This is a genomic window from Aurantimonas endophytica (genome assembly GCF_014196845.1).
In the GTDB taxonomy this organism is placed as follows: Bacteria; Pseudomonadota; Alphaproteobacteria; order Rhizobiales; family Rhizobiaceae; genus Aurantimonas; species Aurantimonas endophytica.
Genome location: NZ_JACIEM010000005.1, coordinates 117,859 through 142,528 on the forward strand (window position 1 = coordinate 117,859; position 24,670 = coordinate 142,528).

Annotated in this window: 18 protein-coding genes; 16 read left to right on the forward strand and 2 right to left on the reverse strand. The window is 66.8% G+C overall.

What is annotated here, in order from left to right; all coding sequences use genetic code 11:
- Positions 1–5: 5 nt before the first annotated feature.
- On the forward strand, positions 6–1,127 hold the full coding sequence (locus GGR03_RS18125; protein ID WP_183210194.1) for an NAD(P)/FAD-dependent oxidoreductase: 1,122 nt from the start codon (positions 6–8) through the stop codon (positions 1,125–1,127).
- Between the two features lie 81 nt (positions 1,128–1,208).
- Positions 1,209–1,553 carry a RidA family protein gene (locus GGR03_RS18130; RefSeq protein WP_183210195.1) on the forward strand — a complete coding sequence of 115 codons (345 nt, stop codon included), beginning with the start codon at positions 1,209–1,211 and terminating at the stop codon, positions 1,551–1,553.
- A gap of 277 nt (positions 1,554–1,830) precedes the next feature.
- Here GGR03_RS18130 and GGR03_RS18135 read toward each other — a convergent pair whose 3' ends face one another.
- Complete coding sequence (locus tag GGR03_RS18135) at positions 1,831–2,256, reverse strand: DoxX family protein (protein WP_183210196.1); 426 nt, start codon at positions 2,254–2,256, stop codon at positions 1,831–1,833.
- Between the two features lie 579 nt (positions 2,257–2,835).
- Here GGR03_RS18135 and GGR03_RS18140 point away from each other — a divergent pair.
- The 5 genes from GGR03_RS18140 to GGR03_RS18160 all read left to right on the forward strand — a co-directional run bounded on the left by GGR03_RS18140 (position 2,836) and on the right by GGR03_RS18160 (position 10,106).
- The gene (locus GGR03_RS18140) at positions 2,836–3,138 is read left to right on the forward strand and encodes a hypothetical protein (RefSeq protein ID WP_183210197.1); all 303 of its coding nucleotides are present in this window, start codon (positions 2,836–2,838) and stop codon (positions 3,136–3,138) included.
- Between the two features lie 686 nt (positions 3,139–3,824).
- Positions 3,825–5,015, forward strand: coding sequence for an efflux RND transporter periplasmic adaptor subunit (locus GGR03_RS18145; protein WP_183210198.1), 1,191 nt, complete (start codon positions 3,825–3,827; stop codon positions 5,013–5,015).
- Between the two features lie 155 nt (positions 5,016–5,170).
- On the forward strand, positions 5,171–8,350 hold the full coding sequence (locus GGR03_RS18150; RefSeq protein WP_183210199.1) for an efflux RND transporter permease subunit: 3,180 nt from the start codon (positions 5,171–5,173) through the stop codon (positions 8,348–8,350).
- A gap of 117 nt (positions 8,351–8,467) precedes the next feature.
- Positions 8,468–9,097 (forward strand): TetR/AcrR family transcriptional regulator, encoded by a 630-nt coding sequence (locus tag GGR03_RS18155; RefSeq protein ID WP_183210200.1) that lies wholly within the window; start codon positions 8,468–8,470, stop codon positions 9,095–9,097.
- 748 nt (positions 9,098–9,845) lie between these two features.
- Positions 9,846–10,106, forward strand: a complete 261-nt coding sequence (locus GGR03_RS18160) for a hypothetical protein (protein ID WP_183210201.1) — start codon at positions 9,846–9,848, stop codon at positions 10,104–10,106.
- Positions 10,107–10,967: 861 nt separating this feature from the next.
- Here GGR03_RS18160 and GGR03_RS18165 read toward each other — a convergent pair.
- Positions 10,968–11,471 carry a DNA cytosine methyltransferase gene (locus GGR03_RS18165; RefSeq protein WP_183210202.1) on the reverse strand — a complete coding sequence of 168 codons (504 nt, stop codon included), beginning with the start codon at positions 11,469–11,471 and terminating at the stop codon, positions 10,968–10,970.
- A gap of 638 nt (positions 11,472–12,109) precedes the next feature.
- Here GGR03_RS18165 and GGR03_RS18170 point away from each other — a divergent pair.
- From GGR03_RS18170 to GGR03_RS18210, 9 genes are all read left to right on the forward strand, one after another.
- The gene (locus GGR03_RS18170) at positions 12,110–13,129 is read left to right on the forward strand and encodes a hypothetical protein (protein WP_183210203.1); all 1,020 of its coding nucleotides are present in this window, start codon (positions 12,110–12,112) and stop codon (positions 13,127–13,129) included.
- Positions 13,130–13,303: 174 nt separating this feature from the next.
- On the forward strand, positions 13,304–13,726 hold the full coding sequence (locus GGR03_RS18175) for a hypothetical protein (protein WP_183210204.1): 423 nt from the start codon (positions 13,304–13,306) through the stop codon (positions 13,724–13,726).
- Positions 13,726–16,245 (forward strand): AAA family ATPase, encoded by a 2,520-nt coding sequence (locus GGR03_RS18180; RefSeq protein ID WP_183210205.1) that lies wholly within the window; start codon positions 13,726–13,728, stop codon positions 16,243–16,245. Before GGR03_RS18175 ends, GGR03_RS18180 begins: the two co-directional genes overlap by 1 nt.
- A gap of 98 nt (positions 16,246–16,343) precedes the next feature.
- The gene (locus GGR03_RS18185; RefSeq protein ID WP_183210206.1) at positions 16,344–16,670 is read left to right on the forward strand and encodes a DUF6634 family protein; all 327 of its coding nucleotides are present in this window, start codon (positions 16,344–16,346) and stop codon (positions 16,668–16,670) included.
- A 1,034-nt stretch (positions 16,671–17,704) separates the two neighbouring features.
- On the forward strand, positions 17,705–19,195 hold the full coding sequence (locus GGR03_RS18190; RefSeq protein WP_183210207.1) for a hypothetical protein: 1,491 nt from the start codon (positions 17,705–17,707) through the stop codon (positions 19,193–19,195).
- Positions 19,196–19,281: 86 nt separating this feature from the next.
- Positions 19,282–19,680 (forward strand): hypothetical protein, encoded by a 399-nt coding sequence (locus GGR03_RS18195; RefSeq protein WP_183210208.1) that lies wholly within the window; start codon positions 19,282–19,284, stop codon positions 19,678–19,680.
- 441 nt (positions 19,681–20,121) lie between these two features.
- The gene (locus tag GGR03_RS18200) at positions 20,122–20,808 is read left to right on the forward strand and encodes an ABC transporter ATP-binding protein (protein WP_183210209.1); all 687 of its coding nucleotides are present in this window, start codon (positions 20,122–20,124) and stop codon (positions 20,806–20,808) included.
- Positions 20,798–23,326 carry an FtsX-like permease family protein gene (locus GGR03_RS18205; RefSeq protein ID WP_183210210.1) on the forward strand — a complete coding sequence of 843 codons (2,529 nt, stop codon included), beginning with the start codon at positions 20,798–20,800 and terminating at the stop codon, positions 23,324–23,326. Before GGR03_RS18200 ends, GGR03_RS18205 begins: the two co-directional genes overlap by 11 nt.
- Complete coding sequence (locus GGR03_RS18210) at positions 23,326–24,393, forward strand: lipocalin-like domain-containing protein (RefSeq protein ID WP_183210211.1); 1,068 nt, start codon at positions 23,326–23,328, stop codon at positions 24,391–24,393. The genes GGR03_RS18205 and GGR03_RS18210 overlap by 1 nt, the downstream gene beginning before the upstream one ends.
- The last annotated feature ends 277 nt before the right edge of the window (positions 24,394–24,670 follow it).

The following is a 24,670-nucleotide window of genomic DNA, read 5'->3' on the forward strand; positions in this document are numbered from 1 at the left end:
AAGGGATGCCGAGCAGCGACGTCCTGATCGTCGGCGGCGGCCTGCACGGCTGCTCGGTGGCCCTGCATCTGGCGATGCGGGGCGCGTCGGTGACGCTCGTCGAGAAGGACTATCCCGGCCGCCATGCCTCCGGGGTGAACGCCGGCGGCGTGCGAAGCCTCGGCCGGCACCTCGCCGAGGTGCCGCTTTCGATGGCCTCGATGGAGCTGTGGCACCGGATCGAGGACCTGGTCGACGACGACTGCGGCTTCGAGAGCCACGGCCAGGTGAAGCTCGCCGAGAGCGAAGCGGATCTGGAAAAATGCCGGGCGCGCGCCGAGGAACTGCGCCAGGCCGGCTTCGACCATGAAGAGGTGATCGGCGAGGACGAGCTGCGGGATCTTGTGCCCGCCGCCGCGCCGCATGTCGTGGGGGGCCTGGTCTCGCGCGGCGATGGCGCGGCGTTGCCGTTTCGCACGGTGCAGGCCTTCCGGAACAAGGCGGAGCGGCTCGGCGCGCAGTTCGTCGAAGGGGTCGCCGTTGAGAAGATCAGGCGGCACGGGCGGATCTTCGTCGCGCAGCTCACGGACGGCCGTGAGTTCATGGCGCCGGTCCTGGTCAATGCCGCTGGCGCCTGGGCCGGCAGGATCGCGGAAAGCTTCGGCGAGGTCGTGCCCCTGGAAGTCGTCGCGCCGATGCTGATGATCACCGAGCGGCGCCCGCCCTTCCTTCGCCCCGTCGTCGGGGCGACCTCGCGCACGCTGTCCTTCAAGCAGTTCGGGAACGGTACCGTTCTGATCGGCGGCGGCTATCTCGGCCGGGCCGATCCCGACACCAACCGCACGATCCTCGACTACCCCAAGCTCGGCGAGAACGCGCGCACCGTCCGCGATCTTTTCCCGGTCATGCAGGACGCGCGGATCGTGCGGGCCTGGGCGGGAATCGAGGCGCGCATGGCCGACGGTATTCCGGTGATCGGGCCGAGCGCCACCGAGGATGGTCTGTTCCATTCCTTCGGCTATTCGCTGCACGGCTTCCAACTCGGTCCGATCTGCGGATCGATCATCGCCGAACTGGTTTCGACCGGCCGCACGAACCTGCCGACCGCACCCTTTTCCATCGGGCGCTTCGCCAACCAGGCAGCCTAGGCGCCGCCCATCCTCTTTCGCCGCGCCACCTCGCATAGAGGCGGCGCATCTTCCCCGCTCCACAACAACCGGAGTCTTCCAATGATCAACCGAATCCTCAAGACGCCGATCATGCATCGCATGGTCGAGCACAACGGCGTCATCTATGTCGGCGGCCTCGTCGCCGACGACCGGTCGCAGTCGATGGGCGGCCAGACCGCGCAGATCTGCGAGAAGCTCGAGAAGCTGCTCGTCGAGGCCGGCTCGGACAAGACCAAGCTTCTCTCGGCGATGCTCTACATCACCGACATGAGCCAGAAGGGCGAGATGAACGAAGCCTGGACGAACTGGCTCGCGGCAGACGACCTGCCGACCCGCGCTACGATCGGCATCGCCGACCTCGGCGAAGACGTGCTGATCGAAGTGGTGGTGACCGCGGCCCGATAGGTTTCGACCGGCCGTCCTGGCGTTCCCGCCGAGGACGGCGAAATCGCATGCGGGGGAATTCGCTTCCCCCGCATGACGCCAGGCATCCCGTGGGCGCCTTTTCAGCGACGCCGCCTGCGCGGCTCGACCGGAGAGGGCACGCTTTCCATCTTCGTCGGGGAGCAATGTCGGACCGAGGCGGTCGCGCAGCCGGTCGCCGAGCAAGCTCACCGACGACCTCGAGATGCAACACGGCGGCTGGGCCGCCGTGTAGGCGGATGAGGCCGCGTTTCGCGCCTTACTTCGCCGCCGGCGAGGTGCTGTCACTCTTTGCGAGCGTGGCGTCGATGCTCCAGGCGCCGGGGCCGGTGAAGAAAAGGAGCAGGAAGACGAAGCAGTAGAGAATGGAGGCGTCGCCGCCATTCAGCACGGGGTAGAAGCTCTGCGGCGCGTGGAACATCCAGTAGGCCACGGCCATCTCGCCGGCCAACAGGAAGGCTACGGGCCGGGTGAACAAGCCGAACAGGATGAACAGGCCTCCGACAAACTCCATGAGACCGCCGATCCCCGACAAGGAAAGCAGCTCCGGCAGGCCGCGCTCGGGAGCGGCCGGGAAACCGAAGAGCTTCTGGGTTCCGTGCGCCATGAAGATCAGGGCCGTCACGATGCGCAGCAGAGCGAGCGCATAGGCGCTGTAGCGATCGAGGAAGTTCAGCTGTGGCATTGGTGTTCTCCTGGGGATGAGCGGTTCGTCGACCAGCCTGCATCTCTGGATGCGGACCCCGGGAGCCGCGGGCTGAAGGCGGTCGTTTCGTCGCGCCGCTCGGGGCGACGGCGTGAGGATGAGTGACATCAAATCATTTCAGACAGAAGACCATTCTCCGCCAGAACCGGTGGATGAACTTAGCCGGAAATATTCCAGACGACGACGGCGTGCGGGACCTGCGGGCGGAGGCCGTTGACCTCAGCCCGTCTGATCGGACGGCAAGCGCCCCGACACGTCAGCGGCAGAATCGAATCCAGGAAGTGCCCCGGCATGGCAGCTGCGCCGATCCGAGCGAGCTGCAGTCGAGTCAGGACGGGGGGCATGACCGCTGCATGCCCCGGCGGATATCGGCAGACTGCCGCCGACCTGCGGCCCCGAAAGCAGGGGTGTCAGGCAGCCTCAGGAAAAATTTTATTCCGATCGGTATAGAAGCTCTTGAAGCCGTCGATGATGCAATCCATCTGGGCCCTACCGATCGGTACACATATCGCCGATCCTGCCGCGGAAAGCGCGGTACGAAACCCAAAGGATAAGACCATGACACGTCTTCTCGCCACCAGCGTCGCCGCGTTGGTTCTCTTCGGTTCCACAATGGCTTCGGCCCAATATGTGCCCGGTTCCAACGCGACGAGCCGCGCCAACGGCTATGCCGAGCGCCTGAAGGTTGCAATTGGGTATCCCGAAGCGGCCGGTCGCCCGCCCGCTCGGGCCTCGACTTTCGGCTATCCAGAAGCCGGGCGGCAGAACGTCGATATTCCGGGCTCTGACTACGCCCGCAAGCGAGCGGATGAAGCAGCTCGCGCAAGCGTACAGCGTCGCGTCGGCGTCACCGGCTTCTGATCTTCACACTTGTTCCCGATGGTCAGAAACGGGATTTCGATCGACGTCTTCTGACAACCCGAGGAACGAACGATTGCTGCCCGGGCACGATCTTGCGCCCGGGCAGCACTGGCGGTCATCGCCTGCCAGAGCAGAAGGCGCATGGCAGCAAACGGGCGGGGCCTGCCATCCATGGGCCGGCGATCGAGCAGATGGCCGGAGAGTCCGGATGAACCAGACGGGTGCGTCGGGAATGGATGCACAGACTTTCTGTACCGATCGGTAATTCCGGTCTTGACTGGACGGCGAGGCCCGATTAGCTGGTCCATACCGGACGGTACAGAACCCGCGGTTCCGCCGATCCGGCGAGAGCCGCGGCTCGGCAGGTGCGATGTGAGAGGGACGATGCAGCAGTCCGATCCAGTTGCCGAAGCAGCATTTGCAGGCAGCCACAGGCTGTCCCGGAGCAGAGCCCTGGCGGCAGATGTAGCCGACGGCCGGCCTTCGGATGTCGGGCGCCGCATCCGGCAGCTTCGCATGCCTGCCGTCAACTGTGCCGGAGACATCGCTGTCCGCGTTTCGAGCGATGCCGCCGCCGGCTCCTGAGCCGGACGCCGCACATCGAGCCCGCGAACTCCGTTCGGAGCGCGAGGCTTGGTGAATTCGCGGCCCCAAAGATTCTTCGAACTCCTTCGCGAGCGATACCCATGAAACGGACAGTCTTTCGACGGCTCCTCTGGAGCTCGAGCCTGGCATTAGCCATCGCCGCGGGAGCGACGACCGCGGCCCTGAACGAAACGGGCCCTGCCGCGGCCGGCCAGGCGGCGGCCGCTGCCCCCCAGGCGCTGAAGGTTCCGGTCACGGCGGTGACGCCTCGGTCGGTGACGCTCTGGCGGGAATATTCCGGGCGGCTGGAAGCCGTCGATCGGGTGGAGATCAGGCCCCGCGTCGGCGGCGCGATCCAGTCCTTTCACTTCCGCGAGGGCGCGCTCGTCAAGAAGGGCGATCTCATCGCGACGATCGACCAGGCGCCTTATCAGGCGGCCGTCGCCAGGGTCCGGGCCGATGTCGAGGCGGCCGAGGCGCAGGTCCACCTCGCTGCGCTGGAAGTCACGCGCGCCGAGTCGCTGGTCACCTCCCGCACCGTCTCGCAGAGCACTCTCGACCAGCGCTCCAGTGCCTATGACCAGGCGGTCGCCAGCGCCGATGCGGCGAAGGCCGCGCTGACGACCGCAGAGCTCGATCTCGGCTATACCGAGGTCCGGGCGCCGATCGATGGGCGCATCGGCCGGATCGAGGTGACCGCAGGCAACCTGGTGGCGTCGGGCCTTTCGTCTGCCGTGCTGACGACGATGGTCTCGGTCGATCCGATCTATGCCGGCTTCGACGTGAATGCCGGCGATGTCGCCGAGATCCTCTCGGCGCTGCCGGATCAGGACGGACCGCTCCCCGCCTATGGCGACATACCGGTCGAGGTCCAAAGATTCGGCTCCGAGGGGGCGCAGGCGGCAGTTCGCGGCCATGTCCAGCTCATCGGCAACGAAGTCGATCCCAGCAGCGGCACGTTGCGGATACGGGCCTCGCTCGCCAATCCGAAAGGATCGCTCATTCCCGGGGAGTTCGTCCGCATCAGGCTGGGACAACCGAAGCCTGAGGACAGGCTGCTGATCAGCGAGCGCGCCGTTGGAACCGACCAGGACCGCAAATACGTGCTCGTCGTCGGCGAAGACAGGAAGGTCGAGTACCGCACCATCACGCTCGGTGCCACCGTCGACGGACTGCGGGTGGTGGAGGATGGCTTGAAGCCCGGAGAGCAGATCGTCGTCGAGGGGATCCAGTCCCTGACGCCCGGGACACTGGTCCAGCCCGAACCCGTCGCGCTGGCCTCTGCCGAGTAGTCGCGACGGTCTAGGACGGCCCGGCTCACCCCCTGACGCCGGGCCGTCCTTCCACCCAGAGCCTTTCGAGATCCGACTGCCGTCGTGACGCCGGATTGCCCGGCGCCGGACACCCTGCTGCCGCAACGCCCTCGCCGGCGAACGGAGAGACCCCCGTGAACATTTCGAATTTCTTCATCGATCGGCCGGTCTTTGCGGGCGTGCTGTCGGTACTGATCCTGATCTGCGGCTTGCTCGGCATGCAGGCCCTGCCGATCTCCGAGTACCCCGAGGTCGTGCCACCCTCGATCGTGGTGCGGGCGCAATATCCCGGCGCCAATCCGAAGGTCATCGCCGAGACCGTGGCGACGCCGATCGAGGAGGAGATCAACGGCGTCGAGGGCATGCTCTACATGTCCAGCCAGGCGACCGCCGACGGCGCGCTGACCCTGACCGTGACCTTCGCCCTCGGCACCGACCCCGACAAGGCCCAGCAGCTCGTCCAGAACCGAGTCAGCCAGGCAGAACCCCGCCTGCCGGAAGAGGTCCGCGCACTCGGCATCTCGACGACCAAGAGCTCGCCGGACCTGATGATGGTCGTGCATCTCGTCTCGCCGGACGGACGCTACGACATCAAATATCTGCGCAACTATGCGGTCATCAACGTCAAGGACCGGCTGGCGCAGATCGCCGGTGTCGGCGACGTCCAGGTCTTCGGCTCGGGCGACTATGCGATGCGCGTCTGGCTCGATCCGCAGAAGGTCGCCGAGGAGGGCCTGTCGGCAAGCGACGTCGTGGCCGCAATCCGCGAGCAGAACGTCCAGGCCGCAGCCGGCCAGATCGGCGCACCGCCGACGAACGCCGGCGTCGAGCTGCAGCTTTCCGTGAACGCGCAAGGCCGGCTCAACACGCCCGAAGCCTTCGGCGACATCATCGTCAAGACGGCGCCAAACGGTGCCGTCGTCCGGCTGCGCGACGTCGCACGGGTCGAACTCGGCGTCTCCGGCTATTCCCTGCGCTCGCTCCTGAGCAGCAAGCCGGCCGTCGCCCTGCCGATCTTCCAGTCGCCGGGCTCCAACGCGATCGCCGTCTCGGACGCGATCCGGGCGACGATGGACGAGTTGCAGGCCAACATGCCGCAAGGGGTGGAGTACGAGATCGTCTACGACACGACGCAGTTCGTGCGCGCCTCGATCGAGGCCGTGGTGCACACGCTGCTCGAGGCCGTTCTGCTCGTCGTGCTGGTCGTCATCGTCTTCCTGCAGACCTGGCGCGCGTCGATCATCCCGCTGATTGCCGTGCCCGTCTCGATCATCGGCACCTTCGGCGCACTCTACGTCCTCGGCTTCTCCATCAATGCGCTCAGCCTGTTCGGGCTGGTGCTGGCGATCGGCATCGTCGTCGACGACGCGATCGTCGTCGTCGAGAATGTCGAGCGCAACATCGAGGAGGGGCTCGCGCCCCGCGAGGCAACCTACAAGGCGATGCGGGAGGTTTCCGGCCCGATCATCGCTATCGCCCTGGTGCTTGTCGCAGTCTTCGTGCCACTCGCGTTCATTTCGGGCCTCACGGGACAGTTCTATCGTCAGTTCGCCGTGACGATCGCGATCTCGACCGTCATCTCCGCAGTCAACTCGCTGACGCTGTCGCCGGCGCTCGCGGCCCTCCTCCTGAGGGGCCACGACGCCCCGAAGGACCGCCTGACGCGAGGTATGGACTTCGTCTTCGGATGGTTCTTCCGGGGTTTCAATCGCGCCTTCACCTCAAGCTCGCGCGCCTATGGCAACTCGGTCGGAAAGCTGTTCTCGCGGAAGACGATCGTCATGGGCGTCTATCTCGTCCTCGTCGGAGCGACGGTCTTCATGTTCGGACAGGTGCCCGGCGGCTTCGTGCCGGCGCAGGACAAGGGCTACCTCGTCGGCTTCGCCCAGCTTCCCGATGGCGCCAGTCTCGACCGGACCGAAGATGTCATCCGGCAGATGAGCGACATCGCGCTCGATGAGCCCGGCGCCAGCAGCACCGTCGCCTTTCCCGGCCTATCGATCAACGGCTTCACCAACAGCTCCAGCGCCGGCGTGGTCTTCGTCACCGAAGCTCCGTTCGAAGAACGCGAAGACCTCCCGGGCGGCGCCATCGCCGGCTCCCTCAACCAGAAATACGCCGCCATCCGCGAGGCGACGATCGCCATGTTCCCGCCGCCGCCCGTCCAGGGCCTCGGCACGATCGGCGGCTTCAAGCTGCAGCTCCAGGACCGCGCCGGACTCGGCTACGAGGCGCTGAGCCAGGCGACCAACGATTTCCTGGCGAAGGCGCGCGCGGCGCCGGAGCTGGCCGGCATGTTCTCCAGCTATCGGATCAGTGTCCCGCAGCTCTTTGCCGATCTCGACCGCACCAAGGCGCATCAGCTGGGCGTCTCGGTCACCGACGTCTTCGACACCCTGCAGATCTATCTCGGCTCGCTCTACGTCAACGACTTCAACGCCTTCGGCAGAACCTACTCGGTGCGGGTCCAGGCCGACGCCGCGGAGCGCAGCCAGCCCGACGACATTGCCCGCCTGAAGGTGCGCTCGTCGAACGGCGCGATGGTGCCGCTGTCGGCGCTGATGACGGTGAAGCCTTCCGCCGGGCCGGAACTGGCGAGCCGCTACAACGGGTTTCTCGCCGCGGACATCAACGGCGGACCCGCGCCCGGCTATTCCTCCGGCCAGGCACAGGCGGCGGTCGAGCGCGTCGCCGCCGAGACGCTTCCCAAGGGCGTCGGCTTCGAGTGGACGGACCTCACCTACCAGCAGATCATCGCCGGCAATTCCGGGCTGATCGTCTTCCCGCTGGCCGTTCTCCTGGTCTTCCTGGTGCTTGCGGCACAGTACGAGAGCCTCACCTTGCCCTTCGCGATCATCATGATCGTGCCGACGGGAATCCTGGCGGCGCTGGTCGGCGTCTGGCTGGACCAGGGCGACAACAACATCTTCACGCAGATCGGGTTCATCGTCCTAGTGGGGCTTTCCGCCAAGAACGCCATCCTGATCGTCGAGTTCGCGCGCGACCTGGAGATATCGGGCATGGCAACCCGCCAGGCGGCCGTGGAAGCGAGCCGGCTGCGGCTGCGCCCCATTCTGATGACGTCGATCGCCTTCATCATGGGCGTCGTGCCGCTGGTGCTTTCGACGGGGCCGGGCGCCGAGATGCGCGCGGCCATGGGCGTCGCCGTGTTCGCCGGCATGCTCGGCGTGACGGTCTTCGGAATTTTCCTGACGCCGGTGTTCTACGTGCTGGTGCGTGCACTGGCCGGGGGCCGGCCGCTGAAGCGGGTCCATGCGGCGAAGATCGAAGAGGCGGCCATGGGCCATTCGTGAGAGCGCTTCATTGGCGCCCGGCAGCCCCCGCGGACGCCGCTACGCTTTGAAAAAAGCGACAAATTTCCTATATATCGCGGGAGAATAACGAAAATTCGATAATCGGGAGGAAACGAGATGGCCAGGGGCCGCCCCAGAGAGTTCGATGTCGACGAGGCCCTCGACAAGGCGATACTCTTGTTCTGGCGACGGGGCTACGAGGGCACGTCGCTCGCCGACCTGATCGACGCCATGGGCATCACCAAGCCCAGCCTCTACGCGGCCTTCGGCAACAAGGAAGAGCTGTTCCGGAAGGCAGTCGACCGCTACGCCGAGCGGCGCATCGCCACGCTTGACGCGATCCTGGACCAGCCTTCCTCGAGATGCGCCATAGAAGGCTTCCTGATGATGTTCACGGGCGCGGAAGCACCCGACGGGACGCCGTGCGGCTGCCTGATGGTGCAGGGCGCGCTGGTCTGCAGCCCAGACGGTGAATCGGTCAAGGACGATCTGCTGTCGCGCCGGATGTCGAACCTCAAGCGCCTGTGCGAGCGGCTGGAGCGCTGGCGGGCCGATGGCGACCTGCCGGCCGATACCGACACCGAAAGCCTCGGCCGTTATGTCATAACCGTCGCCAATGGCCTCGTCGTACAGGCCAACGGAGGCGCCAAGCCCGAACAGCTTCAAAAGGTTGTCCGGCAGTTCATGCGGACATGGCCCGGCAAGCGGGACGAATCGCCGGCCGTTGCGGAAATCTGCGCAGCTTGAGCCAAGTGCGCCAGCAGTTTCGGCGCGGTCCATAAAGGTCACTGGAGGCCAGCCGAGGCAGCAAGTGCTCCGTGCTGGCTGCGCCGGCATCGTCCCGCATGCTTTCCGGTCGTCGCCCGATGAGACGTTGACCCCGTAATGCGGGGTTGGAAACACGATGTGGTCCGGCCATGCCTACCTACGCTGTGCAGCGGACCGAAGGCTTGCGCCGCAGTCGTGTACCTCGACTCTGTGCATCAGACCGGGCATCGGTGGCGCAAGGATTTCCAGCCAAGGGAACCCGGCAGCGAATCAATGAGGAGAAAGAATTGGCTGGGGAACCTGGATCCCCAGCCAGAGGGTGGTCAAGTCTCTGTAAACAATATTGGTTTCGGCTCCAGCCCCGCATTGGGCGTCACTTCTGTGCCCTGGTTGGGGGTTGACGTCAACGTGAGGCGAAACGCCGGGCGTCGATCCGATGCTGGCTGCCGGGAGATGGTTCCCCTCGTGGAGCACCGCGGACCACGCTTTTCGATCGCTGCTGCGGGGACATGTAATAGACATGGAGACGTCCACCACTGAAAGCCTCGAAATTGGCTCAGGATCGCGCCGACAGCTACGTGGAAGTTCTGCGTGCGCTGATCCCCTTGGTTGCGGCGGAATACGCCGAGAGAGCTAGACGGCTATCCAGGGTTTTCTTGATAACAAAGGCTTTTGCGGCTGAGCTTGATCGCTCAACTCAGGCGCACGGGACAGGGAGCGAGCGCTGATGTCTGAGAAATCTGATCTGCGCAACCTGGGACTTACCCCGTCTCGCATCTTCCTAATGCGCCGCCTAAACGAGGGTCCGGAAGAGGACTGCGTAGGGCTCGAGATGAACGAGATGACCGGGCGGGAACTACAGGCCGCGGACTATCTGACGGGCGCGAAACTCGCCGAGGTCGTGCGGGGCTGGCAGATGTCCTTCTGGTATCGGCTCACGCCACGCGGCCGACAGATGCTACGGATGCTGTCCGCACTCGGGCTTTGAGAGCATTGTGGGCTTGGAATCTTCGCTTGCTTCCTGCCCATCTCAATTGCGTGGGGATTAGTTTGGGTTTGAACGCTTCCACATGGATCCGCGACCGGTGCAGCCGTGAACTCGCCGTCACGCTATCGCGTCCGGTCGAACCGTGGGGCCGCGGCCAGCAGTTTGTTCGGCGGAGCGCTCCCGTCTGCTACGTTCGATACGGCAGTCGGAGCCTATCTGCCTGGATGCGCGGTAACGTTCCCGACCCGCAGAAAGCTGGCGAGGGTTTGTTGCGCATATGATCCGCCGCCTACTCTCTCGTCTATTCAAACGCTCGCCCGAGATCCGACGGGAGGCGACAGTTCTCCTGACAATGCACGGGAGCCCGCAGCACGCCTGGCTCGCGGCGCGGGATCGGCGGAGAGCGGCGCAGAAGGATGCTCGTTGGTCAGAGGACCGGGAGTTGCGTCGCCTCAGCCGCTATTGGAGCAGCGTCATGCGAGAGATTGAGCGCCAGTCCGGCTACAGCCACCAGTCGAACACCGCAACGCGATATCTCGACCTTTGAGCTGCGGCCCGCACGTTGAGAGCTGCCACTAGCGCGCTTGGATCCGCCCCGGAGACCCGCGTGCCGCACCGGCTACGGCGCGAAGCGCCACAGCGCTCTCCCTGAGGCTTGTAAGACCGTCAGCCATTCCGGACATGGATCGGCAGATACCGCGATCTTTAACAACCGAGGACGCCCGCATTCGAGCGTGAGCCGGAAAACTCCGGACCACGTCAAATTCATCCGGCCAGTTGTCGTGGCGACCTAAAATCCGGTGGACAATTCACCTATCAGGCCGAGCCTGTCAGAGAAATCGCGCCACCTCTTTTTGTCCGCTACTCCGCTGCGAAAGTGAACGCGTTCTCGTACTGTTCGAGATCGTCTTCGTCCTCACGCTGCGCGGCGGTCAGCTTCGCCAGTTCGGGAACGTCGATCTTCTGGAACAGCGGCGCCCTGAGCGCAGCGTGAAGATCGACTTCCTCCCCGGAGAGTGCCCGCTGGATGCAGAGTCCGACCATTCGCGCCATCCGCGGCGGAAAGGCGTTTGCGATCTGCCGGAACCGAGACTGCCTGTTCCCCGCGAAGGACCACTCGTCCGGGAAGTCCTGAAGCCTGGCACACATCTCGAGCGTCAGCCGGGGCGTTCCTTCAAAGTCGGGGCCGGGCGCATCCTTTTGGACGTACGAGGGATCGACGCCGAGCTCCAACCAGCGCTTCCGCGATTTCGGCTGAGCGAGATCAAGTCCATTCTTCTTCTTGCTACCGCCGATGAGCGTTGGTGCCATGCCGCGCGTGGCGTCAGCCCAGGCTTTGGCGCCTGCCCAGCCGCGCGCCGCCATCAAGTCGTAGAGGAGGGGACCTACATCCGTCGGACGAACACCTCGGACCTTTTGGAGTGCGGAAGCGGCGAACGAGGAAGGATTTGGACATGCCTTCACTGCGGAACTTCGCGAGGTTCGCGTCAGCACGTCCAGAGGGGCGCCGTGAGCCCCTCGTTAACCATATCGGCGCCGAGTTCCGGCCGGCGCCTTGCGATCGGTGGCTGAAGGGCTCAGTTTCCGTTTTGTGCTCGGGATCACCCTGAGCGGACACGAGACGGCCCCCGCAGGTGCTGGTAACACCAGACGAGGGCCTGACCCGCAACCTGCTGAGAGGTCTTGGGCTATGACGAGCCATAACTGCTTCGTCCCTTCGAGGAAAGTTTCGGAAACGGGGACCGCCGGGTTGATTCGCCCGAGCGGATCCTGCCGCGCGATGTCGCGGCTGTCGCAGGCAGATCGCGCTTAGGCAGCGCCGGACGCCAGCCGCTTTGTTTCCAATCGAGATGATCACCGACCGCTGACAGACTGGATGGGGCAACCGCCTCGTTCATGCCGTTGCTTGCCATCCGCCTGACGCCGGTTCGTCCGGCGCGACGGACGCTGACGGCTGCCGATGCGGCTCACGCCGATCATCTCCCTGTTCCAAGGGACTTTACATGTTTCGTTCTTCAAAGGGTGTCACCTCGGCTGTGGCCGAGCGCGCCCGCTATTCCTGCCGTATCCGATTCTCTGACATCGAGGCCGAACTCGACACGCTGATCGAGAGAGCCGTTGCCGCCATCGTCGCCAGCACTCCGGCGCCGGACGCGATTCTCGGCGACTATGTCGGCCTCGCCTCGCTGATCCGGTCGGTATCCTTCCACGAGGGCAAGCTGCTCGAGCAGGCGATCATTGCCATCGGCCAGCACAACCCGGACCTGGTGGTGCTCTGGCAGTCGCTGCGGCTTCCGGTGACCCCGGCGGCGCTGGAGGCCATCGCCCTCAACCGCGGCGGCAGGCTGAAGGGGCTGAGCTTCGACGCCGACGCCAAAACACGCGCGAGTTACACGCCTGACCTCGTCGTGGTGAACCGCCGCTACCACAGCGCCACCATCCTCGACGTCAAGCGCTCCATCGCCTCCTACCTCGATACGCACCGCCTGGCCGAGCTGAAGACAAGGATGCTGGCGGCATCGCTGATCCTGCCCGACTGGCTCTACAAAGAGCACAAGCGGCTGATGGCCGACACGGTGGGGATCGCCATCATTGACGGGGCGAGTGGGCCCAGCGACCACGAAAGCGGCATCTGGGCGATGGCCGAGATCGACGATCTGCTGGAGATCGACGGCGCGGCGGAGGCGATGGCGGAACTGCGCCGCCGCTTCGGCGAGAAGATCCGCGCGCTGCTGGCTGGCGAAGCGCAGCGGCTGGTTGAGGCAGACGTCGAGCCGACCCGGCGTATGCAGCCGAGCTGCGCTGATGCTGGCGGTTCGTTGGCCGCCGCCTCCGGGCAGCCCGCGGCAGTGGCGTTTGCTACGGAGGCGCATGAAGACGACGCCGGCCCTGCCGCGCTCTTCGGCCTGAAGCCAGACGGCGCCATTCCGGCCAGCCGCACCGGGAATAATTTCCGATCCGCCGCGCCGCACATACCGCGGACCATCCGCGTCGGCTTTGCCCGGGCCCGGCTCGACGCCTGATCCTGCCGCGGCCTGATCGCCGATCGATCCCGGGCCGCAGCCTCATCCATCCCTGATCAATCATCGCCGCAGCCGCCGAGAGCTGGCGCGGCGCACGGGAAAGCCATGTCCATGAACCAGACCACCCCAACCCCGCAGATTATCGCCCCGCACAGCGCGCCGAGGCGCCAGCCAATGCCGACGAAGCTCGCAGCCACCACCGCGTTGACGTCGTTCGCCGCCTTCGGCTCAACGTGGTCGATCCCGGCCGTCCAAGCCACCGATACGATCGCCTCCACCACCCCGGCGGCGGACGCCGCCACGCCGACGCCCGTGCGGGAGGTCTTCACTGCGACGGACGATCGCGAGGACACGGCCCTGCTGGTCGGTCTGAGTCTGTGGACCGCCCGCCAGCACGAGGGTTACCTTGCCCGGGCGGCGGCAACGGCGGTGGACGATGGCGTCGCTCTGCACCGCTACCCGACCGTTCTCACCGACACTCTGCGCCGTCACGCCGATGCCGGTGACCCCACCTGCCGTCTGGTGCTCGAGTGGCTCCTGGTCAAGGGCATTGCCGAGACTGGCGCCGGAAGCGCCTCGCGCGAGGGAGGCGTCTGATGGCTCTCCCCAAGCGCCCGCGCACCAAGCTCCGGCTGGACATCCAGCCGGCAGACACGGCACGCGCCACCAACGCCACCAGCGGCGAACACAAGGTGGCCGAGAGCGTCGCGACGCTGCTGCTCATCGAGCACGCTCTGCGGCAGAACGAGATGGATGTCGGGCACCTCGTCGACCGCTTCGACCGCCCCGGTTCGTTGGTGCTGCTGCGCGCTCGCGTCGAGGGCTTTGCCACCGCGGCGCTGCGGTTGCTCGAGGCGGGGTCGATCCTGCCCGGGCGCACGCAGACACTCGACGTCGACTACGTGAAGCCCGGCGGTTATGCCCGTTTTGCCGACGACGAGGACATTCGCTGGCGCATCGTCACCATGGTTGCCGGAGAGCACGACGGCGAGCCGGACATCGAGTCCGACGCTGCGCTACGCATGCGCATCACCCATGTTGCGCGCACGCCGTATCCGTTGCTGGTTATCGCCGAGGCGCCACCGATCCCGTCACTACTGGCGCTCGCCGCCGACGTCGTTCTCGACGGCGGCAGTCTCGACGCCCACATCATCGCGGAAACGGCGGCGCGCGTCGTTGGCCATGAGCACGGTGCAGCTCTCCGGACGGCCCTGGCAGCCGCACCGCTCGATCCGCGGCGCCTGTCGGTGGCCGACCTCTCAGTCGCAATCCGCCCGGGCGTGCCGGTCGACCGTATGATCGCCATGCTGAGCCACCTGGCGTCGCGTCCCGACGACGATGATCAAGACGACGGGGATGGCGCATCGTCTTCGGCGCCGGGTTCGTCGTCGCCATGGGCGGCGTATCGGACACGGTCATCCCAGAGCGACAGCGACTGGGACAAGCGCGTCGAGAGCCTGCCTGCTGACGCCAAGGGTCGCCACCATCGGAAGTCCGGCTCCGGGTCTCGGCGGCCCGGCCAGTCGGGCAAAAAGGACACCGCCTCGACCAGCGGGTCGGAGGTCATCCTGCCGGAAGCATCGAGCGATCCCTTCCGGCTGAGCGTCGAGACCCTGGCGGGCTTCGGCGAGGCGCGCGGCTGGGGGCTCGACCTCAAGGCCGATTTGGCGCTGTGGCGGGCAGGCACGCTGCCATGGGACCAGCTCAGCTCGCGGCTGCTGCTGTCGGGTCCGCCCGGCACGGGCAAGACCACCTATGCCAAGGCGCTCTGCAACAGCCTCGACCTGCCCCTTCACGTCTCCTCGGTGTCGACCTGGCTGGAGGCAAGCTATCTCGGCAACGTCATCTCGCGGATGAATGCCGCCTTCGCGGAAGCCAGCCAGAATGCTCCGTCGATCCTGTTCATCGACGAGTGCGACGGCATCGGCAAGCGCCAGCCGCAGGACCGGGACTATGCCGACTACTGGAACGCGTTGGTCAACAAGTTGCTCGAGTTGCTCGACGGTGCGGCCAAGGCGGAAGGCGTGATCATCGTCGGCGCGACGAACCGACCGGAGGCGATGGACGAGGCGCTGAAGCGCTCCGGCCGGTGGGAGAACCAGATCACCATCCCGATGCCGGATCGCGAGGCGCTCAAGGGAATCCTGGCGCATCACGTCGGGCCCGAACTCGCTGGCCTCGTCGCGGCCGCACATCCCGACGCGCCGATGCCGCACCACCGGGAGCCGGTCGACGTCGTGCTGACGCAGCTTGCCCGGCAGGCGGACGGGCGAAGCGGCGCCGATATCGAGCGGCTGGTGCGCGAGGCGCGCGGCAAGGCCCGTCGCGAGGGACGCGGCCTCACCCATGCCGATCTGACGGCGCGTCTTGCCAGTGGCCGCCCGGCCCGGCCGCATGACCTGCGCTACCGCATGGCTGTCCACGAAGCGGGTCACGCCGTGGTCCGCCGGGCGCTGAATGTCGGCAGCGAACTGAGCCTGTCGATCGAGGCAGCCGAGGGCGGCTATGCGGAATCGATGCTCGACCTGAATGTCGTGCAGTCCGAGGCGTGGGTAATGGCGATCATCGCCGCCTATCTTGCCGGGCGAGCCGCCGAGACGATGGTGTTCGGCAACGTTACCGTCGGCTCGGGCGGCGAACGCTCGAGCGACCTCGCCAGCGCCACGAGGCTGGCGCTGTCGCTGGAGATCGAGCTCGGCTTTGGCGAACGGCCCCTGCTGCACCGCCCGATGCAGCACGCCGAACTCCTGCTGCTGCGGGACGATCCGCTGAGCCATGCCGTTCATGCCCGGCTGGAGACGGCGCTGGCGCTGGCGACGCGGACGCTCGAGGCCAACCGGGCCATGCTGTTGCGGTTGGCCGACGCGCTATGCGCGGCGGGCAGCATGGATACGGCGGAAGTCGAAGCTGTGTTCGCAGCCGGTGGCACAGAGGCTTCGACGGCTGTCGAGGCAGACGCCGCCACCGAGCCGAAGGCGAAGGGCGCCGAAGCGGGGATGTCGAAGGCGGACCGTCCGACGGCATCTGCCGGAAGCACGATGCCGAACCGCGCCGCGGCCGATCGCACGCTCGCCAACGAGCCGTCCCAGCCTAAGCCGCCCGAGCCGCCGAGCTGACGTCAGCGCCGACTGGCGTCCACCGATATGCACCACCTGCCGAGACCCCATCCCACCCGACGCGGCCACCTGAGCCGTGAACGAAGGACCATGCCCGCATGAGCATCATCATCCTGCCGAACGGCACCGCCTTGCACATGGACAAGGAGCTGCACCTGCTGACGGAGCTTCAACGCGACATCGCCCGCATCGATGACGGCTGGCACCCCAGCGAGAGGGATCTGGCCGACGCGCCGATCCTCGAACACTGGTCGCTCGGCATGCGCATGCAGCCCTGCCTGACGGGCGAAGTGTACGGCCACCCGAAGCTGCGCAGCGGCGGGAGGTCCATCACCTCGCAGCTCCACCTGTTCGCGCCGCATTACGGCTACGCCCGCACCCTCAGCCGCTTCTACCGCCTCGGCCCCCCGGCAACCGACGGCTGAGAGCGGATGCCGCCGGGCCGACGGTATCGGTGGCCTCGGCGACAGCGACGTCACGACGGTGGGTGCCGAGGTAATCGCGCGGGATCAGACGGCGGCACCATCTGAGCGCGCTGGATCCTGTGCACCCGTCGATCGCGTTGTCGCGCTGCATCGCGCCCTCGGAGCCGCTGGAGGAACCGCTCCAGCGGTGGTGATCTCGATCGAAGTGCCCGTAACCGGTCGCACGTCCCCGGCAACGCATTTCAGGTCAGCTCAAATTGCGCATTCCTTTTGCGGAGCTCTGGGTCCTCGTTGCGAACCTCACGGCCAGCGTTGCGAATGTCTGGACGTCCGATTCAGCACTGCCGATGCCGCCTGGGCCGTGGGCAGCCGAACGCGTTTCCTCCTCGATTCAAAGCCCCTACACGTCAGGGCGACCTGAGATGAAGTAAGATAAGTTACGCATTGCCGTTGCGACGCTCTGGACCAGCGTTGCAAGGCTCCAGTCGCGCGTTGGGAACGTCTGGATAGGCGTGTCGAACGTGGGGGCTATCGTTGCAAAGCTCAACATGGGGGATTCGCGGACAAGCGCCGTTTGCACGCGCCTGTGCGGGCACGCGCCGCCAGCCTGTCTGGCGCCGACGTAGACCAAAAAACATTTTGAGCGGGCCAGTTGCGGCGGCCGCGCCAATGCATGGCGACGACTTTACTGGGCTGATCGCCGACCGAGGACGACTTCCAGCGGCGGCGCACGGCTCGCACCTGCCTGTCGTGGACCTCGCGTCAAGGGTGGCGGGCAGACCACGACGACCATCGGCTCTTGTTGAGCTCGGCGTAAATAAATCTCCGGCAAGTAAAACCTGACCCCTATCATGCGACCTCAGAATAAATCGGTCCATCGGCCGGAATGCGTCTGAGTTAACTCACTGTAAAAACAAGTATTTTTAACAATGGATCTGAGACCGTCAAAGGCAATCTGCTGGATTATGACATAAAAACTGTGCTAATGGTGGCGTGTTGCTGCCAATCATGGCTGCGCAACATCAGGAGAGACCATGGCGACCAACGACGACATGCCGGAGAACTTCCGCGACGGCGAGGCGCCCGACGAGAACCCCGTCCCCGCGAGTGTGCCCTCGCGCGCGGGCGATGCGGACGACGCGGGCGGCGCGCCCGCACAGGAGAAGAAGCCGCGGGGCAAGCCGAAGGCGGCCAAGACCGCCAAGGCCAGGAAGGCGGCGGAGACCGGAAAGGCGACCGTGGCGGCGAAGGCCGAGAGGGTGCGCAGGGAGCCGAAGGAGAAGAAGGAGAGCGGCCGGAGGCAGGCGAAGGAGATGTTCGACATCACCTCGCTCCCGACCGAGCAGCAGGAGAAGGTGATGAAGGGCATCGAGCGGGTGAACGTGCTCGGCCGCAAGACCACCGAGAACGTGTTCGACCTCGGCGAGACGTTCGACGACATCGCCGTGGAGGTCGACAACCCCAGCCACTGGCGGGACATCATCGAGGTCAACACCAGCTACGACGTCAAGACCGCCGACAACTGGGCGAAGGTGCACCGCAAGTTCGTGTCCCGGCGGGCCGAGATCATCAGCAACAACGTGACGCCCACCGTCCTCATCGCCCTGCTCCCGGCGACCGACGAGCAGGTCGACACGGTGCTGGCGTCCTTCAACGCGGGCAAGCGCCTCAAGGTGCGCGAGGTCAACGCCCTCGTCCGCGCCGGGTTGGAGAGCGTCGCCACCACGACCGCCCACGGCGGGGCGAAGGGTCTGCGCAACCTCGGCTCCGCCAGGCTGGGGCGCCAGCAGAAGACCGTCACGGCCGCGCTGAAGGCGATCCGGCAGATGGTGGCCTCGGCGCTCGAGGGCGCCGGGTCGAAGCGGCTGGAGAAGGGCAAGCTCGTCAAGGACGTCCTGCCGCTCGCCAGGGTGGCCCACGCCGAGCTGACCGCGATGGTCTGCGACATCGATCCGCGTTCGCTGTCGGGCAGCGCGTCGCTGCGGCACCTGCCGGTGGCGGACGAAGCCTGGGCGGAAGTCCTGGCGCTCATCGAGACCATGACGACCGCCGAGGACTGGCCGGGAGCCACCGAGCTGAAGGCCTGGCTTAGCGGCAAGGTCATGGGCTTGCTGGCCTTCGCGCTCGACGGCGTCGAGAGCGGAGCGGCCGCCGACGAGGCGATGGTGGAGATCACCGAGGCCGAAGCGGCGGCTGAGGGGGCTTCGACCGACGCGACCAAGGTTGCCGTGGCCACGGACATCGTGACGACGGCCGTTGGCGCGTCGACCGACACGCCGACGGGGGAGGAGCCGACGTCGGATGTCGCCGAAGGCTCGACCAACGTCGCCACCCTCACGTCGGCCGACAGGACCGGGGCGCTGAAAGCCATGCAGCCGAACCCGGCCGCAGGAAACGCCGCGTCGGCGCCCGCGACGATCCACGCGTTCCGCGGCAAGCGACCCGGCGCGATCATGCCGGGCTTTCTCGCAGCCGAGACGCCGAAGCCGGGCGGCGTCTCCGGCAAGCCCGACAACGCGGGCTGATCGTCGTCCTCTGCCCATCGGGCCTCGCCGTCGCTGCACGGCGGGGCCCCAAACCCTTCACCGTTCCAAACTGGCGAGGCAGCCCCATGCCCGAACCGACATCGACGCAATCCCTGAAGCCAAAGCAGCCGAAGCGCGCCAAAGCCGACAGCGTGCCGCCGACCCGGCGTGAGCTACGGCTTCTACGCCAGGCCGAGTACCAGCGGGCCTATCGCGCCGAGCAGAAGCGCAGGCGGATCCCCTCGCGCGACGACGCGGCCAGGGTTGCCCTCCACTGGTTCGTTACCCTCATGTCCGACAAGGGCGACGAGGTCGGGCTTGCCAACATCCATCGCGAGATCGTCCGGCGCCTGGTCGAGCTGGGCTTCGACGAGAACGGCGCCGATCGCCGGGTCAGTGATCTGTTCGAGCGCTACGAGGATGGCTGGACCTTCCAGGCGAAGCCGCATCTACGCTCGGTGCCCAAGCCGGACCCGCTGTCCTGACCGGGCTCGACAGCCACTTCGAAACGGCATCAGCCGCCTGTGGGCCATCACCCGGTTCAGGCGCTACATCACGAGGTCAAGCTGTCCATGCATGGCAGTTGCCGAACAACCCCGGATGCCCAGAGGGGCAAACGCCCCCATGACTTCAGCAAACGCCGTTTGCCGGTGCAACGATCATCCAGAAGCCGTAGCCGCCGCTCATTCGGCATTGGCCGGATTGCAGAAATCATTTCTAGGGCCTGCCGTAAGGCTCGAAGGCAACCCGGAATTATGCCGGCGCCGTCGCGACAACACCTGCTCGGTGGGAACGTCTCGATTGCTCGGGCGCTTTCATTGAATCTAGAAAAGCAGCCTTCCCGAGCGTTCCGATGTGAAGTTTGGAGGGCAGGGCCTGTAGCGTGTTCCTGATTCCGCTTGGCCTAATCCAAAGAAAGATCCCCTTTGAACCATACGCCCGCGACTTTGACCGTCCGCGCCCTCGCCAAGTCGGTGCCGGGCGAGCGGCGCCTGTTCGCCGATCTTGACCTTGCCGTCGCGGCGGGAGAGCTAGTAGCGATCGTGGGCGAGTCCGGCGTCGGAAAGTCGACGCTGCTGAACATCCTCGCCGGACTGGACAGCAGCGACGCGGGCGCGGTTTCCATCGAGGGCGTGGCGTTGGGCGCCCTCGACGAGACGCAGCGGACGCGGTTGCGGCGCGAGCGCATCGGCTTCGTCTTCCAGGCCTTCCATATCCTGCCCTATCTGACGCTGCGCCAGAACGTCGCCCTGCCGCTCGCCCTCGTTTCCGCCGACGCCGCGACGATCGACGCGCGCGCCGACGCGATGCTCGACGCGGTCGGCCTCGGCTCGCGCGGCGACGACTATGCGCGCGACCTTTCCGGCGGGGAGATGCAACGGGTCGCGATTGCGCGCGCGCTCGTGCATCGGCCGGCGCTGATCCTGGCCGACGAGCCGACCGGCAATCTCGATCCCCACACGGCCGGCAAGGTGCTCGCGCTCTTCGCGGACGCCGTGCGGCAGGGCGATGCGGCTGGGGTCGTCGTCACCCATTCCCGGACCACCGCCCGGATCGCCGACCGCGTCCTGACACTGACCGCCGAAGGGCTCAAGGAACGCCATGACGACTAGGACGGACCTCGTCTTCGCCCGACTGGCGCTGAGATGGCTGATCCTCGGCGACGCACGCGCCGATCCGGCGCGCTTCCTTGGCACGATGATCGCCATCGCCGTCGGGGTCGCGCTCGGGTTCGCGATCCATCTGATCAACGGCTCGGCGCTTGCCTCCTTCGACGGCGCGGTGCGCAGCGTCAACGGCGCGGCCGACCTCCAGGTGCGCGCGGCAAGCCCGCTCGGCTTCGACGAGTTGCTGTATCCGCGTATCATCGATACGCCCGGTGTCGGAGATGCCAGCCCCGTCGTCGCCCTTGATGCGCAGGCGGGCGAGGCGCGCTTCACGCTGCTCGGGCTCGACATTCTCCGCGCCGCTAACGTGACGCCAAGCCTCGTCGGCGAGCAAATGAGCGGACCCGACACCGGCAGCGCCAATGTCTTCGACGAGAGCGCCCTGTTCGTCTCGCGCGCCGTGCTCGATGCGACGGGCGGCACGGTCGGGGAGACGCGGGCCGTCAGCGCCAACGGCCGCTCGGTGGAATTGGTCATCGCGGGGATCCTGCCCGCCGTCGCGGACGGGCAGGCGATTGCCGTTATGGACATCGCCGCCGCACAATGGCGCTTCGACCGGCTCGGTCGCCTCGACCGCGTCGATCTCAGCCTCGCCGACCGGGGGGCTGCGGAGCGGTCCCTTTCGCAATGGCTGCCGGGCGATGTCGTTCTGGGAAGCGACGAGAGCGAACTCGCGCAGGGAAGCGCCCTGTCGCGGGCCTATCGCCTCAATCTCGACATGCTGGCGCTGGTGGCGCTCGTCACCGGCGGTTTCCTCGTCTTCTCGGCGCAATCGCTGTCGGTGGCGCGGCGGCTTCGCGCCTTCGCGCTGGTGCGCACGCTCGGCCTGCCCCGCCGCGGCATCGTCGCGGTGGTGGCGCTGGAGGGCCTTGCGATCGGGATCGTCGGCGCCCTGCTGGGCCTTGCCCTCGGGGCAGCGCTCGCCACCTTCGCGCTGCGCTGGTTTGGCGGCGATCTCGGCGCGGGCTACTTCCGGGGCGGCGATGTGCGGATCGTCTTCCAGCCGCTCGCCGCCGCCGTGTTCTTCGCGCTCGGCATTGCCGCCGCCATGCTCGGCAGCGTGCTGCCCGCCCGCGCCGCCTCGCAGGCCGCGCCCGCCGCAGCATTGAAGAACAGCGGCGACATGCTCGACCCGCGCTCCGCCGTGCCATTGCTGCCGGCGCTCGTCCTCATCGCTGCCGGTTCGCTTGCTGCGCTGCTTCCGCCGGTCGGTGGCCTGCCGGTGTTCGGCTTCGTCGGCATGGCGCTGCTTCTGGCAGGCGGTGTGGCGGGCGTGCCCTGGCTGGCGCGCCGGCTGCTGGCGCCTCTGGCCGTGCGCCGCACCACCAGCGTGCCGGGCCTGCTCGCAGTCCGCCATGTGCACGGCGCCCCGGCCGAGGCGGCGACGGCGCTATGCGGCATCGTCGCCAGCACCGCGCTGGTGATCGCGATGGCAACGATGGTGACGAGCTTCCGTGGCGCGGTCGACGAATGGCTGGTGGAGGTCCTCTCGTCCGATCTTTATCTGCGCGCCGAGGGCAGTGCCGGCTTCGATCCCTCGCTTCAGGCCCGGCTGGCAGGCGTTCCCGGCGTCGCCGGCCTTTCCTTCAGCCGCCAGATCCCGCTGACGCTCATCCCCGATCGGCCGCCCGTCGCCCTGATCGCCCGTTCGCTCGACGGGCAGAACCCGGAGGCTTCGCTCGTCCTGATCGAGGAAGCCGCGGCGCAGGTGGGGTCGATCCCGGTGTGGGTGTCCGAGCCGGCGGCCCGGCTATACGGTTGGAGCGTCGGCGATGCCGTCGACCTGCCGATCGGCGCGGGAGAAGCGTTCACGGTCTCGGGGATCTGGCGCGACTATTCCCGCCAGCAGGGCGCGCTGGTGATCCGTGACAAGGATTACACTCGCCTCACCGGCGACGCGGAGCGCGACGAGGCGGCCGTGACGATCGATCCCGGAGCCGATCCGGACGCCGTTGGCCGCACGCTCCTCGAAGCGCTTCCCGCCGAGCTTCGATCCTCGGTCTCGATCGCCCAGCCCGCGACGCTACGCCGCTTCGCGCTGGAGCTATTCGACCGCAGCTTCGCCGTCACCTATGTGCTCCAGGCGGTGGCGATCCTTGTCGGCCTCGCGGGCGTGGCCGCGACGATGTCCTCCCAGACCATTGCGCGGGTTCGCGAGTTCGGCATGCTCGCGCATCTCGGCGTGGAGAAACGGCAGATCATGGCGATGCTCGGCATTGAAGGCGCGTTGCTCGGCACCATTGGTGGCGTCGCCGGCGTGCTGCTCGGGGGCGCGCTCAGCCAGATCCTGATCCACGTCATCAACCCGCAATCGTTCAACTGGACGATGGCGACGATCGTGCCGGTCGGCACGATCGCGGCCGTGTTCGCCGCACTCGTCTTCGCCGCGTCCGTCACCGCCATGCTGGCGGGGCGGCGGGCAACAGCGACGAACGCGGCGCTCGCCGTCCGGGAGGACTGGTGATGCGCTGGCTCGCCGCGATCCTCGCGCTCTTCCTCGGCGCCACGGTGGCGGTCCAGGCCGACAGCCACTTTGCCCGTGTGCAGCCAGGCGTCGCGCTTGCCTTCCCGGGCGACCACGGCGCGCATCCGGATTTCCGCCTCGAATGGTGGTACGTCACCGGCTGGCTTACCACCGAAGATGGAAGCGAGCTCGGCTTCCAGGTGACGTTCTTCCGCAGCCGGCCGGCGGTCGATCCCGCCAATCCCAGCCGCTTCGCGCCCGCCCAGGTGCTGTTCGCCCATGCCGCCCTGTCGGACCCCGATGTCGGCCGCCTGCTGCACGGGGAGCGGGCCGCGCGCGCCGGCTTCGGCATTGCCGAGGCACCGACCGGCGATGCCGCCGTCGTCCTTGGCGACTGGAGCTTCAAGCGCGAACCGGACGGACGCTTCACCACCGAGGTCTCGACGCCCGAATTCGCGCTCGCGCTGACGCTCGCCCCGACCCAGGAGATTTTCCTGCAAGGGGAGGCGGGCTTCAGCCGCAAGGGTCCGGGACCGGGCGATGCCAGCCACTATTATTCCATGCCGCATCTGGAAGTCGCCGGAACGTTGATGCGCGACGGGACGGCATCGAGCGTCACCGGCACGGCGTGGCTCGATCGCGAATGGTCCTCCAACTTCCTTTCGCCCGGCGCGGTCGGCTGGGAGTGGGTCGGCCTCAATCTCGACGACGGCGGCGCGCTGGTCGCCTTCCGCATCCGCGATCGCGACGATCGCACGGTCTGGGCCGGCGGCTCGCTGCGCCGTCCGGACGGCACAGTCACCCGCTTCTCGCCCGGCGACGTCACCTTCACCGCCGTCCGGCGCTGGCGCTCGTCCCGCACGGATGCGCTCTATCCCGTCGAACAGGTGCTGACACTGCGCCTGCCGGAGGGCGAACGCAGCTTTCCGTTGTCGCCTCTGTTCGAGGATCAGGAACTCGACGGCCGCGCCACCGGTCTGCCGGTCTATTGGGAGGGAGCGGTCCGCACGCCCGGCGGGAAAGGCTATCTCGAGCTCACCGGATACGCCTCGCCGCTGTCGTTGTAGGCGGCAAACACCGGCTATATGCGATTGGTTGGCGGCTCTGCGCCCGTTGCCGTCTTAAAGACCGCTGGGCATCGCCCCGAAACCAGACATTCCTGGAAGGCTCAATGCCACATAGCCGAAAGTTGCCCTGGTTGATAACGGCGCTAGCGCCACCGCAGGCTTCCTTCCCAATTCCCGACGGCTTGGTTCTGGGGGCGGCAGATGCGACGGGCTTCGCGGAAGCCGCAGGCATCGAGCTTTTTCATGTGCACGATAGTCTCGGACGAGCATCTTCGAT